Here is a 13,237-nt window from a genome sequence, read left to right as displayed (position 1 = left end):
CGGGTTGGCCGGGAAGATTCATCCCCTGCCACAGGGGGTTATTGAGGAGCTCGCATGACCAAACAACACGCCTTTACTCGGGAAGACCTGCTGCGCTGCAGTCGCGGTGAGCTGTTCGGCCCAGGTAATGCGCAACTGCCCGCGCCGAACATGCTGATGGTCGATCGCATCACCCATATCAGCGAAGAAGGCGGCAAGTACGGCAAAGGTGAATTGGTCGCCGAGCTGGATATCACCCCGGACCTGTGGTTCTTCGCCTGCCACTTCGAAGGCGACCCGGTGATGCCGGGCTGCCTGGGCCTTGATGCCATGTGGCAGTTGGTCGGCTTCTTCCTCGGCTGGCAGGGCCTGCCAGGCCGCGGCCGTGCGCTGGGTTCGGGCGAAGTGAAATTCTTCGGCCAGGTTCTGCCTACCGCCAAGAAAGTCACCTACAACATTCACATCAAGCGCGTCCTGAAGGGCAAGCTGAACATGGCCATCGCCGATGGCTCGGTCAGCGTTGACGGCCGCGAGATCTACACTGCCGAAGGCCTGCGGGTCGGCGTGTTCACCTCCACTGACAATTTCTAAGGGTTATTCGCATGCGCCGCGTCGTTATCACTGGTCTGGGCATCGTATCGTGCCTGGGCAATGACAAAGCTACCGTCACCGAAAACCTGCGCAACAGCCGTCCGGGTATCCGTTACAACCCGGAATACAAGGAACAGGGGCTGCGTAGCCAGGTTTCCGGCTCCATCGACCTCAACCTCGAAGAACTGATCGACCGCAAGGTCTACCGCTTCGTCGGCCACGCCGCTGCCTACGCCTACCTGGCGATGCAGGACGCGATCAAGGATGCCGGCCTGACCGAAGAGCAGGTTTCCAACCCGCGTACCGGCCTGGTGGCTGGCTCCGGCGGCGCCTCGACCCTGAACCAGATGGAAGCGCTGGACACCCTGCGCGAGAAAGGCGTCAAGCGCGTCGGCCCATACCGCGTCACCCGCACCATGGGCAGCACCGTGTCGGCGTGCCTGGCCACTCCGTTCAAGATCAAAGGTATCAACTACTCGATCTCGTCGGCCTGCGCCACGTCCGCGCACTGCATCGGCACCGCCCTGGAGCAGATCCAGTGGGGCAAGCAGGACATCGTCTTCGCCGGTGGCGGTGAAGAAGAGCACTGGAGCCAGTCGTTCCTGTTCGACGCCATGGGCGCCCTGTCGACCAAGCGCAACGACACCCCGGAACTGGCCTCGCGCGCCTACGACGCCGACCGTGATGGCTTCGTCATCGCTGGCGGTGGCGGCATGGTGGTGGTCGAGGAGCTGGAACACGCCCTGGCCCGTGGCGCCAAGATCTATGCCGAAATCGTCGGCTACGGTGCGACCTCCGACGGCTACGACATGGTTGCCCCAAGCGGCGAAGGTGCCATCCGCTGCATGCAGCAGGCACTGTCCACCGTCGACACCCCGATCGACTACCTGAACACCCACGGCACCTCGACCCCGGTCGGTGATGTTGCCGAGATGAAGGGTGTGCGTGAAGTGTTCGGCGACAAGGCACCGAAGATCAGCTCGACCAAGAGCCTGTCGGGCCACTCGCTGGGCGCCGCTGGCGTGCACGAGGCGATCTACTGCCTGCTGATGATGGAGAACAACTTCATCGCCGGCTCCGCCAACATCGACGAGCTGGACCCTGAGGTCGCCGACCTGCCGGTACTGCGCAAGACCGAAGAGAACGCGAAGATCGACACGGTCATGAGCAACAGCTTCGGCTTTGGCGGCACCAACGCCACCCTGGTGCTCAAGCGCTGGGAAGGCAAGTAAGGCCTTGATGCTGTAGTTGAAGACGCCCCGACTGGTTCGGGGCGTTTTCATTCATGGGCCGCCTGAACTGGCCCTATCGCTGGCAAGCCAGCTCCCACCGATTTACCACAGGCCTTGAGTACAGCGCGGTACATGTAGGAGCTGGCTTGCCAGCCCCCACCGATTTACCACAGGCCTTGAGTACAGCGCGGTACATGTAGGAGCTGGCTTGCCAGCGATAGGGCCAGCCGAGGCTACCTCTACCTCTGCCCGGGCAAAACGGCCAGAAAGTTCTCCCGCGCCACCTTGTTCGCCACCCCCTCCGGCAACGCCTCCAGAAACGGCTTGAACCCGTGCATCTGCTCGCCAAGGCTGCCAAACTTGCCCACCACATCAGACCCCAGCATGAACCGTTCCGGGTACTTCACCACCAGGTCGACCCACGCTTGGCGCGGAACGCCCTTGTCATCCAGCAGATAAGGCTCCAGCACGCTCCACGACAGGTCGACATACAGATTCGGGTAATCCTCCAGCAAGCGCGACAGCACCGGCAAAAGAAAGTCCATCTGCGTCTGGTGCCGATGAATCTCCATGCTGCTGCCCGCATGCGCCCAGATGAACCGAGTATGCGGATGATTGCGTAGCGGCTCCTCGATCTCGGCCAGGTACAGCGGGTTGCGCTCGCGCTTGGAGGTGATGTTTGAATGCAGCAGCACCGGCATGTCACGCTCGGCCGCCAGGTGATAGATGCGTGTCATGGCCTCGTTGTTGGCCCGCGGCGTATCGCCACTGGTGAGTGCGGTGAGGTCATCATGGCGGGTGAAGACCTCGCCAATGCCTTGCCATAGGCCGGGGTATAGGTCGAGCATGCGTTCGATATGGCTGACTGCGTTCTTGTCCACCGGATTGAAACCGGTGAGAAACGGATGAAAGCGTTTGCGCTGCGCTTCAGGCAACTGCTGGAGAGCCGCCGCCACGTAGGTATCGGTGGCGCTGTACCAGTAGGCATCGGCATCGTCGCCTGCGTAGTAGCGCGGGCGCTTGGGTTCGTCCTCGTGCCATTTCTTGGCCACCGGGATGCCCGAGATCATCGAGTGCTCGATGCCGGCCTCGTCCATGGCCTTGAGCAGCGCCGGCATGCCCTCGGTTTCCTGGAAGAAGTCGACATAGTGGAGGTGGGCGTCACTGTAGCGGTAGTCGCGCGCCTGCGCCGCCTGGCACAACGTTCCGAACAACAGCACGCAAGCCAGCGCTCTGGCGATCATGGGCAGCTTCCTTTTGCGAATACAGCAAGGTAGACCGAGCGGCGGGCACGACGGTTCAGCTTCACCCGCCAAACCGCTATGCTTGGGCAATTCCTCCCCCCTGGAGCCCAGTATGAGCAGCCCCCTGATCATTCGCCCACGCGCCGAATCGGTGGAGGGCCAACCGATCCTGCGCCCGCTGCCCTCGGCCCAATGCCGCAGTGTCGGCCCGTTCGTGTTCTTCGACCACATGCTCGAAACCGACTATGCGCCGGGGCATGGCATGGATATCCGTCAGCACCCGCATATCGGGTTGTCGACCCTGACCTACCTGTTCGAAGGGGCGATCCTGCACAAGGACAGCCTGGGCTCGGAACAGCGCGTGCTGCCCGGCGACGTGAGCTGGATGACCGCAGGCAGCGGCGTGGCGCATGTCGAGCGAACCCCTGCCGACGCCCTGGCCCATGGCTCGCGCCTGCATGGGCTGCAGGTATGGCTGGCGTCGCCGCGAAAATTGGAGCAAGGCACGCCTAGCTACAGCCATCACCCGGCGGCAAGCCTGCCGGTCAGCGACAGCCTGGGGGTACGCATCTGCATGATTGCCGGTAGCGGGTTCTGCCTGGAGTCTCCGGTGCCGGTGCTCTCCCCTACCCTCTATGCCCATGTACGGATGCAACCGGCCACCACCCTGCTGGTGCCCGATGAACATCCGCAGCGGGCGCTGTATGTACTGGATGGCGAGCTGATGATGAACGATGAAGAAGTCGAGCCGTGCAGCCTGGTGGTGCTGCCGGAGGGCGAAGAAATAGCCCTGTATGCGCAGGGTGAGTGCCAGCTGGTGCTTATCGGCGGCGAGCCGCTGGATGGGCCACGGCGGATGAACTGGAATTTCGTGGCGAGCGATCCGGAGTTGATCGAGCAGGCCAGGGCGAAGTGGGCTGCGGGGGATTGGCCAGTGGTTCCAGGGGAGACATCGCGGATCGACTTGCCCCGCTGACCTAGGGCGCTTTGCGGCCCATCGCCGGCAAGCCGGCTCCCACAGCTCTGTGTAGGAGCCGGCTTGCCGGCGATGGGCTGCGTAGCAGCCCCTGCCCAATCAGCGCCGGAACACTTCGGCAAGCAGGTTGTGCATCGAGCAGAATGCCCGCTGCGAGGTACGGCGGTCATACTGCATCTTGCCTGGCACATTGGCATTCGGATCGGTAAACGAATGCACCGCACCGCCGTAGCTCAGTAACTGCCAATCCACCTTGGCCGCGTTCATCTCTTCCTCGAACGCCGGCAACTGCTCCTTCGGCACCAGCGGGTCGGCAGCGCCGTGCAGCACCAGCACCGAGCCCTTGATACGCTTGGCATCCTCGGGGTTCGGGGTATCCAGCGTGCCATGGAACGACACTGCAGCCTTCAGGTCGGCACCGCTACGGGCCAGCTCCAGGGCGCAGCAACCGCCAAAGCAGAAGCCAAAGGTGGCCACCTCGCCAGGCTCCAACAACGCCTTGGACTGCCCCAGCAGCTGCGACAAGGCCTCGGTCATCCGCTTGCGCAGCTCGGCCCGGTCATTCTTCAACGGCATCATCGCCGCGCCTGCCTCGTCCGCATTGGACGGGCGCACCAATTGCCCATACAGGTCGGCAACCAGCACTACGTAACCTTTCTCGGCCACTTCCTTGGCAATGCGCTCCGCGCCTTCGCCAATACCCATCCAGTTCGGCGCCATCACCAGGCCCGGCCTCGCCAGCGCGCCTGGCTCGTAGACCAGGCGGCTTTCATAGGTCTTGCCGGACAGGTGATAAACCAACGATTCGACGATTACCTTGCTCATCAAGCACTCCTTAGCCCACCATGAAAAAAGCCCGCCGAAGCGGGCTTTCCTGTGCATCAACTCAAGCAGACAGCTCGACCAGCAGCTTGTTCAGGCGACGAACGTAAGCCGCCGGATCCTTCAAGCTGTCGCCGGCCGCCAGGGCCGCCTGGTCGAAGAGAATGTGCGAGAGTTCGGCGAAGCGGTCTTCGCTCTGCTCGTTGTCGAGCTTCTCGATCAGCGGATGGGTCGGGTTGAATTCGAAGATCGGCTTCGAATCCGGCACTTTCTGCCCACTGGCCTCGAGGATCTGGCGCATCTGCAAGCCCAGGTCCTGCTCGCCGATGGCGAGGATCGCCGGCGAATCGGTCAGGCGGTGCGACACACGCACTTCGGCAACGCTGTCACCCAGGGCACCCTTCAGGCGCTCGACCAGGCCTTCTTTTTCCTTGGCGACTTCTTCCTGGGCCTTCTTGTCCTCTTCGGAGTCCAGCTTGCCCAGGTCCAGGTCGCCACGGGCGACGTCGACGAAGGACTTGCCGTCGAATTCGTTGAGGTAGCTCATCAGCCACTCGTCGATGCGGTCGGTCAGCAGCAGCACTTCGATGCCTTTCTTGCGGAAGACTTCCAGGTGCGGGCTGTTCTTGACCTGCGCGTAGGTCTCGCCGGTGAGGTAGTAGATCTTGTCCTGGCCTTCCTTGGCGCGTGCCAGGTAGTCCGCCAGGGCAACGCTCTGCTCGCCGCTGTCGTCGTGAGTGGACGCAAAGCGCAGCAGGCCGGCGATCTTCTCTTTGTTGGCGAAGTCCTCGGCCGGGCCTTCCTTCAGCACCTGGCCGAAGTTCTTCCAGAAGCCCTTGTATTGCTCCGGCTCGTTCTTCGCCAGCTTTTCCAGCATGTCCAGCACGCGCTTGGTCAGCGCGGTCTTCATCGAATCGATGATCGGATCTTTCTGCAGAATCTCGCGGGACACGTTCAGCGACAGGTCGTTGGAGTCGACCACGCCCTTGATGAAGCGCAGGTACAGCGGCAGGAACGACTCGGCCTGGTCCATGATGAACACGCGCTGCACATACAGCTTCAGGCCGCGTGGCGCTTCGCGCTGGTACAGGTCGAACGGCGCACGGGCCGGCACGTACAGCAGCGAGCTGTACTCGAGCTTGCCTTCGACCTTGTTGTGGCTCCAGGCCAGCGGGTTCTCGAAGTCATGGCCGATGTGCTTGTAGAACTCCTGGTATTCCTCGTCCTTGATCTCGGTACGCGGACGGGTCCACAGGGCGCTGGCGCGGTTGACGGTTTCCCACTCCTGGGCCGGCTGTTCCTCGCCTTCGGCGGCAGCCTGCTCCTTGGGCAGCTGGATCGGCAGGGCAATGTGGTCGGAGTACTTCTTGACCACGTTGCGCAGGCGCCAGCCATCGGCGAATTCCTGCTCGTCCTTCTTCAGGTGCAGGACGATACGGGTGCCACGCTCAGGTTTGTCGATGGTCGCGACCTCGAACTCACCCTCACCCTTGGACGACCAGTGCACGCCCTCGGCGGCCGGCTGGCCGGCGCGGCGGCTGAAGACGTCGACCTTGTCGGCCACGATGAAGGCCGAGTAGAAGCCCACGCCGAATTGGCCGATCAGGTGCGAGTCCTTCTTCTGGTCACCGGTGAGGTTCTTCATGAAGTCGGCGGTGCCGGACTTGGCGATGGTACCCAGGTGAGCGATGACGTCTTCACGGCTCATGCCGATGCCGTTGTCCTCGAGGGTCACGGTGCCGGCGTCCTTGTCGAAGCTCAGGCGGATCTTCAGATCGGCATCGCCTTCGAACAGCTCGGGCTTGGCCAGGGCTTCGAAACGCAGCTTGTCGGCCGCGTCGGAGGCGTTGGAGATCAGCTCACGCAGGAAGATCTCCTTGTTCGAGTACAGCGAATGAATCATGAGGTGCAGCAGTTGCTTCACCTCGGTCTGGAAGCCCAGGGTTTCCTTTTGTGTTTCCACACTCATGGTCTTCAAAACTCCGATCTGATGGCAGTTGGCGCCTGGCAGCCGATTTGGCCTGCGTTGACGGCGGATGTCATTCAGATGGGGGCTGACCTGATGATTTCAAGGGCTTTTCCGGTTCGATCTTGAAATGTGCACGCGCCGTGGCGATCGGTGATTGCCGGTCAGCCTGCCAGGCGGTGATCGCCACGTTGGTCACTCGCCGCCCCTGGCGCCAGAGCTGGCACTGGGCATAGGTGTCGCGATAATGGCCGGCGCGCAGGTAGTCGATGGAGAAATCGATGATTTTGGGAATGCTCGCGCTCTCGCTGTAGATCAACAGGTAAAGCGCTGCCGAAAGCTCCATGAAGCCGGCGATGACCCCCCCGTGAATGGCCGGAAGCAACGGGTTGCCAATGTTGTCCTGATTGGCCGGCAGGCAAAACAGCAGGTCATCGCCCTGGCGTTCGCAAGTGATGCCGATCAGGGCCGCGTAGGGGATCAGCGCCAGCAAGGGTTCATAATCGCCCACGGCATGGGCTGCGTTCAGCCGCTGACGGACGTCCTGGGGAATCATGCGCCGCCCTCCTTCAGGCTGTTGCCGAAACGAATGCCGCCTTTGATTTCCTGACCCAGACGCATGAACGTGCCCACCACCTGGCAGATCGGCTGGTCCGGGTCGTCCTGGTAGGCGGTACCGCGGGTAAAGATGACGTCACGGGTAACCCGGTAGCACTGCGCATGGCCGTAAATTGCCTTGCCCGCCTCGGCCGGGTGCATGTAGTCGATGCGCAGGTCCAGGGTCGGGCAGACCTCGAAACGCGGCAGCACACACAAGGTGGCCATGCCGCAAGTGGTGTCCATCAGTGTGGTCAGCGCACCACCATGCACGGCACCGGTCTGCGGGTTGCCGACGATGGTCGGTGACCAGGGCATCATCAGTGTCATGCCTTCGGCATCCGCATGGTCCACACGCATTTGCAACACTTGGCAATGTTTTAGTGCCGACAAGAATCGTTCGGCCATGGCCATCAAGCTGGAGTCGCTCATCGGTTCTTTCCCTGTTACCTGCGCGCTTCATAAAAAGGATAAAAAGTCTATATAGAACACGATGTTATATATCTGTAATCTCTGCGGAACTTATTCCAGACTCGTGAACTCGAAGGAACAAGTCACTTATCCCACCAAGGAGATACACCCCCATGCGTAAACCTTTTGCTTTTGCTCTGATGCTGGCCGCTGCCATGGGCCTGGCCGCTTGCGATAAAGCGAGCGAAGACAAAGCCCAGGACGCACAGCAACACGCCGAGCAAGCCCAGGAGAAGATGGGCGAAGCTCAGGATAAAATGAACGACGCTGCTAAGGAAAACGCCGAAGCCGCCAAAGATCAGGCCGAAGCCGAGAAGAAGGCAGCCGAAGAAGCCGCTCCGGCAACTCCGGCTCCGGAAACCGCGCCAGCCGAGCCTGCCAAGCAGTAATCGAGCTGTACAAAAAAACCCGACATTGTCGGGTTTTTTTGTATCCATCACTTTTGGATTAAACGTTTCAGTTAATGACGGTAGTTTCCTTGCTTGTCTCGCCGGGTGCACTCTCCGTTGGCGTGAATACCATGACCTCGAGCACATCGGAATGGAACTCGCGACGATACAGAATCAGCACTACCCCCACACTCACGACCATGAACAACCACGGGCTGATGAACCAGGTGAGCATGGCCATGCCGAAATAATAAGAACGCAGACCGAAGTTGAACTGGTTGGCCGCCAACGACAATACCCGTGCGGCTCTTGAGGCAAAGGCCTTGCGCTCCAGCTCATTGACCAGGCGCTCGCCAATCATGGGTGCAGAGCCCACCAACACCGCTGCAAAGTTGTATTGACGCATACACCAGCTGAAAGTGAAGAACGCATAGACGAATACCATTGCCAGGCACAGTAGCTTGATTTCCGACATGCCCTGGGATGCCTGCTGCACCAATGGCAGGTCAGCCAGCAATGACAGTGCACGGTCCGATGCGCCCAGCACGGTGAGAATGCCGGCCAGGATGATCAGGGTGCTGGAAGCGAAGAACGATGCATTGCGTTCGAGGTTGCCGATCACGCTGGCATCGGCAATACGGTTGTCGCGCAGCAACATCCGGCGCATCCAGTCTTCGCGGTAGAGGTGCAGCACGCTGGCCAGGCACGCGGTGTCGCGCCCTTTCCAGATGGCATAACGGGTGTAGCCACCCCAGCAGAGCGCGAACCAGCAGATGGCCAGCAGGTTGTGGAGGTTGCTTTGGATGAAGTTCATGCAGGTTTCCCGAGGGCAAGGTGCATAAAGGGTAAGGACCGGGTTTCGACGCCGGCAAGCCAGTAAAGACACATGATTGGCTGAAAATACGCTTTACCTGCACCGGCCTCATCGCCGGCAAGCCGGCTCCCACAGGGTCAGTGGTGGCTTTTTTTGTGGGAGCCGGCTTGCCGGCGATGAGGCCGGTGCAGACAAACAAAAACCCCGCATCCTTGCGAATGCGGGGTTTTCTGGTCTTCACCTGCGGCGCGCACCCTGTGGCTTGTGGCCGGTGCAGCCCCCAGGCTTCAACACATCAGGCCAGCGCTTCGCGCGGCTTGCCGAGCATGCGGTCGCAGGCCACGGCGCCAACCAGCGTTACCACCGACGGTACCAGCCAGGCCAGGCCCTGATCGCTCAGCGGCAGGTGCGCCATGAAGTCTGGCAGCACGTGGGCGATGGTGCTGCCCTTGATCGCGTCGACAATACCGAATACCAGCGACACCAGCATCACTGGCGCCAGGATACGGGTCGGCGAATTCCACAGGTCCTTCACGAAGCTCAAGCCCACCACCACGATGCACGGCGGGTAGATGGCGGTCAGCACCGGGATCGAGAACATGATCAGCTTGGTCAGGCCCAGGTTGGAGATCAGCAGCGAGAAGCCCGCCAGGATCACCACCAGAGCGCGGTACGACAGCGGCAGGATCTGGCTGAAGTATTCGGCGCAGGCACAGGTCAGGCCCACTGCAGTTACCAGGCAAGCCAAGGCGATCAACACGGCCAGGAACCCGCTGCCGAGCGAACCGAAGGTGTGCTGCACATACGCGTGAAGTACTGCCGCGCCATTGGTGGCATCCGCAGCGATATCGTGGCTGCCGGCACCCAGGCGGAACAGGCTGATGTACACCAGCGCCAGGCCGACACCGGCAATCAGGCCGGCGATGATGGCGTAGCGGGTGATCAGCTTCGGCGACTCGACACCGCGCGAGCGGATAGCGTTGACGATCACGATACCGAAGACCAGGGCGCCCAAAGTGTCCATGGTCAGGTAGCCATCGGAGAAGCCCTTGGAGAACGCGGCGGCGGCATAGGCCGGCTGCGCTTCACCAATGGTCCCGGCCGGCAGTGCGAAGGCGGCGATGCCGAGCACGGCCAGGGCGATGATCTTCAATGGCGCGAGGAAGCGGCCCACAGTATCGAGCAGCTTGCCCGGATACATGGAAACTGCCAGCACGACGATGAAGTACACCAGGCTGTAGATGAACAGCGCCAGCGGGCTTTCGCCGGTCAGCGGTGCCACGCCCACTTCGAACGACACGGTCGCGGTACGCGGGGTCGCGAACAGCGGGCCGACCGAGAGGTAGCACACGGCCGCCAGCAAGCCGCCGAAGAACTTGCCGATCGGGCTGCTCAGCGCATCCATGCCGCCGCCGACCTTGGCCAGCGCGACCACGGTGATGACTGGCAGGCCTACCGCAGTCACCAGGAAGCCTAGTGCTGCCATCCACACGTGCGGGCCGGATTGCAGGCCGACGATAGGCGGGAAGATGATATTGCCGGCGCCCACGAAAAGCGCGAACGTCATAAAGCCAAGCGCCAGGATATCCTGGCCTTTTAAAACTTTCATTTAGGGTAGTACCACACTGCTGAAATCGGGATTCGAGAAGGGATTTCCCCATGGATGAGGGAAATGCTGCCCGGCTTGATAGGCCAGACCCGTTTAGCGTGTCGTTCCCTTTTGGGGTACGGGCACAGAGTGAACGCGTAGATTAACCGTTTTACCCAGCAAACGCACTGGCACAGTGCTGCTTGTCCGATGTGCGTACATGTTTGTCGTCTGGTTGACCGCGAACAGTAGGAATTATCCTCGGATTGAAACATTCGTCGGCCCTATCGCCGGCAAGCCGGCTCCCACAGGTACAACACAGCCTTTATGACATGTGGTGTGACGGTGGGAGCCGGCTTGCCAGCGATGGGGCCAGTACAGGCAATACAAACCTCAGAAACGACAAAGGCCACCCGAAGGTGGCCTTTGTGCGCGTGGGGGTATTACGTGCTACTTACTTCTTGGCTTCCCAGCCAGTCAGCTCGGCCAGGGCCTTGCCGATGTCAGCCAGGGAACGCACGGTTTTCACACCCGCGTCCTGCAGGGCAGCGAACTTCTCGTCCGCAGTGCCCTTGCCGCCGGAGATGATGGCGCCAGCGTGGCCCATGCGCTTACCCGCAGGTGCGGTAACACCGGCGATGTAGGAAACGACCGGCTTGGTCACGTGGGCCTTGATGTAGGCCGCAGCTTCTTCTTCAGCCGAACCGCCGATCTCACCGATCATCACGATCGCTTCGGTCTTCGGATCTTCCTGGAACAGCTTCAGGATATCGATGAAGTTAGAGCCTGGGATCGGGTCACCGCCGATGCCGACGCAGGTCGACTGGCCGAAGCCGGCGTCGGTGGTCTGCTTCACAGCTTCATAGGTCAGGGTGCCGGAACGGGAAACGATACCGACCTTGCCTGGCAGGTGAATGTGGCCTGGCATGATGCCGATCTTGCACTCGCCCGGAGTGATGACGCCTGGGCAGTTAGGGCCGATCAGGGTCACGCCCAGCTCGTCGCACTTGACCTTGGCGTCCAGCATGTCCAGGGTAGGAATGCCTTCGGTGATGCAGACGATCAGCTTGATGCCGCCGAAGGCCGCTTCCAGGATCGAGTCTTTGCAGAACGGAGCCGGAACGTAGATGACCGAAGCGTCAGCGCCGGTAGCTTCCACGGCTTCCTTGACGGTGTTGAACACCGGCAGGCCCAGGTGGGTGGTGCCACCCTTGCCTGGGGTTACGCCGCCGACCATCTTGGTGCCGTAGGCGATGGCTTGTTCGGAGTGGAAAGTACCCTGCGAGCCGGTGAAGCCCTGGCAGATGACTTTGGTGTCTTTATTGATCAGGACGCTCATTACTTGCCCTCCGCAGCTTTGACAACTTGTTGAGCAGCGTCGGTCAGGCTGGTTGCCGCAATGATGTTCAAACCGCTTTCTGCCAGTACTTTAGCGCCCAGTTCGGCGTTGTTGCCTTCAAGGCGAACGACGACCGGTACTTTGACGCCGACTTCTTTCACTGCACCGATGATGCCTTCGGCAATCATGTCGCAGCGAACGATGCCGCCGAAGATGTTGACCAGAACGGCCGCGACATTGCTGTCGGACAGAATGATCTTGAACGCTTCGGTAACGCGCTCTTTGGTAGCGCCGCCGCCTACGTCGAGGAAGTTGGCTGGCTTGCCGCCGTGCAGGTTGACGATGTCCATGGTACCCATGGCCAGGCCGGCACCGTTGACCATGCAGCCGATGTTGCCTTCGAGGGCAACGTAGTTCAGTTCGAACTTGGCGGCGTGGGCTTCACGGGCGTCGTCCTGGGACGGGTCGTGGAAGGTCTTCAGCTTGGGCTGACGGTACATGGCGTTGGCGTCGATGTTGATCTTGGCATCGAGGCAGTGCAGGTCGCCGTCGGCCTTGATGACCAGCGGGTTCACTTCCAGCAGCGCCAGGTCGTGATCCTTGAACAGCTTGGCCAGGCCAACGAAGATCTTGGCGAACTGTTGAACTTGCTTGCCTTCCAGGCCCAGCTGGAATGCCAGCTCGCGACCCTGGAACGGCTGAGCGCCGACCAGCGGGTCGATGGTGGCCTTGAGGATCTTCTCAGGCGTTTCGTGAGCGACTTTCTCGATGTCCACGCCACCTTCGGTGGAGGCCATGAACACGATACGGCGGCTCGAACGATCTACGACAGCGCCCAGGTACAGCTCTTTGGCGATGTCAGTGCAGGATTCGACCAGAATCTTGGAGACGGGTTGACCGTTGGCATCGGTCTGGTAGGTGACCAGATTCTTGCCCAACCACTGTGCAGCGAACGCCTTGGCGTCTTCCTTGCTGCGAACCAGCTTGACGCCGCCCGCCTTACCGCGACCACCGGCGTGAACCTGGGCCTTAACAACCCACTCGGAACCACCGATCTTGTCGCAGGCTTCTGCAGCTTGCTCAGGGGTATCGACTGCGAAACCCTTGGAAACTGGCAGGCCGTATTCAGCGAACAGCTGCTTACCCTGATACTCGTGAAGATTCATGCTTTTTACCGTCTTCGTTAGGTACTGCGCTTCGGCGCTGCGCCATTGCTGGCGCCGCACCAC

At 61.1% G+C, this 13,237-nt stretch carries 13 protein-coding genes; 4 read left to right on the top strand and 9 right to left on the bottom strand.

From position 1 onward, the window contains the following. Positions 1–54: 54 nt before the first annotated feature. Both fabA and fabB read left to right on the top strand, forming a co-directional pair. Positions 55–570 (top strand): 3-hydroxyacyl-[acyl-carrier-protein] dehydratase FabA, encoded by a 516-nt coding sequence (gene fabA, locus KU43P_RS08850; protein WP_008089108.1) that lies wholly within the window; start codon positions 55–57, stop codon positions 568–570. A gap of 11 nt (positions 571–581) precedes the next feature. Beyond that, positions 582–1,802 (top strand): beta-ketoacyl-ACP synthase I, encoded by a 1,221-nt coding sequence (gene fabB, locus KU43P_RS08845; protein WP_317662361.1) that lies wholly within the window; start codon positions 582–584, stop codon positions 1,800–1,802. 239 nt (positions 1,803–2,041) lie between these two features. Here fabB and KU43P_RS08840 read toward each other — a convergent pair whose 3' ends face one another. Next, positions 2,042–3,046, bottom strand: coding sequence for an amidohydrolase family protein (locus KU43P_RS08840; protein WP_317662359.1), 1,005 nt, complete (start codon positions 3,044–3,046; stop codon positions 2,042–2,044). A gap of 112 nt (positions 3,047–3,158) precedes the next feature. On the opposite strand from KU43P_RS08840, the gene KU43P_RS08835 reads away from it, so the two are divergent. Continuing rightward, positions 3,159–4,022 carry a pirin family protein gene (locus KU43P_RS08835; protein ID WP_317662357.1) on the top strand — a complete coding sequence of 288 codons (864 nt, stop codon included), beginning with the start codon at positions 3,159–3,161 and terminating at the stop codon, positions 4,020–4,022. Positions 4,023–4,121: 99 nt separating this feature from the next. Here KU43P_RS08835 and KU43P_RS08830 read toward each other — a convergent pair whose 3' ends face one another. The 4 genes from KU43P_RS08830 to KU43P_RS08815 form a co-directional block, all read right to left on the bottom strand. Then, positions 4,122–4,847, bottom strand: coding sequence for a dienelactone hydrolase family protein (locus KU43P_RS08830; protein WP_317662355.1), 726 nt, complete (start codon positions 4,845–4,847; stop codon positions 4,122–4,124). A 61-nt stretch (positions 4,848–4,908) separates the two neighbouring features. Next, positions 4,909–6,813, bottom strand: a complete 1,905-nt coding sequence (gene htpG, locus KU43P_RS08825; RefSeq protein ID WP_317662353.1) for a molecular chaperone HtpG — start codon at positions 6,811–6,813, stop codon at positions 4,909–4,911. 70 nt (positions 6,814–6,883) lie between these two features. Continuing rightward, on the bottom strand, positions 6,884–7,366 hold the full coding sequence (locus tag KU43P_RS08820) for a PaaI family thioesterase (RefSeq protein ID WP_317662351.1): 483 nt from the start codon (positions 7,364–7,366) through the stop codon (positions 6,884–6,886). Beyond that, complete coding sequence (locus tag KU43P_RS08815; protein WP_317662350.1) at positions 7,363–7,839, bottom strand: PaaI family thioesterase; 477 nt, start codon at positions 7,837–7,839, stop codon at positions 7,363–7,365. Before KU43P_RS08815 ends, KU43P_RS08820 begins: the two co-directional genes overlap by 4 nt. A gap of 152 nt (positions 7,840–7,991) precedes the next feature. Between KU43P_RS08815 and KU43P_RS08810 the strand changes: the two genes are divergently transcribed. After that, complete coding sequence (locus KU43P_RS08810) at positions 7,992–8,267, top strand: hypothetical protein (protein ID WP_016393105.1); 276 nt, start codon at positions 7,992–7,994, stop codon at positions 8,265–8,267. A 67-nt stretch (positions 8,268–8,334) separates the two neighbouring features. Here the strand turns inward: KU43P_RS08810 and KU43P_RS08805 are convergent, their stop codons facing one another. From KU43P_RS08805 to sucC, 4 genes are all read right to left on the bottom strand, one after another. Beyond that, positions 8,335–9,081: a DUF599 domain-containing protein gene (locus KU43P_RS08805; protein WP_317662348.1), complete on the bottom strand. Its 747-nt coding sequence runs from the start codon at positions 9,079–9,081 to the stop codon at positions 8,335–8,337. A gap of 295 nt (positions 9,082–9,376) precedes the next feature. Next, entirely contained in the window at positions 9,377–10,690 is a 1,314-nt protein-coding gene (brnQ, locus tag KU43P_RS08800) for a branched-chain amino acid transport system II carrier protein (protein ID WP_317662347.1), read from the bottom strand. Between the two features lie 433 nt (positions 10,691–11,123). Then, on the bottom strand, positions 11,124–12,008 hold the full coding sequence (gene sucD, locus KU43P_RS08795; protein WP_003254203.1) for a succinate--CoA ligase subunit alpha: 885 nt from the start codon (positions 12,006–12,008) through the stop codon (positions 11,124–11,126). Further along, a complete protein-coding gene (gene sucC, locus KU43P_RS08790) occupies positions 12,008–13,174 on the bottom strand; it encodes an ADP-forming succinate--CoA ligase subunit beta (RefSeq protein ID WP_011534748.1) in 1,167 nt (388 codons plus the stop codon). The genes sucD and sucC overlap by 1 nt, the downstream gene beginning before the upstream one ends. Positions 13,175–13,237: the final 63 nt, after the last annotated feature.

Origin of the sequence: Pseudomonas sp. KU43P (assembly GCF_033095865.1) — a bacterium.
Taxonomy (GTDB): Bacteria; Pseudomonadota; Gammaproteobacteria; order Pseudomonadales; family Pseudomonadaceae; genus Aquipseudomonas.
The sequence above is the reverse complement of the archived record's forward strand: the minus strand, read 5'-3'. Positions and strand labels throughout refer to the sequence as shown.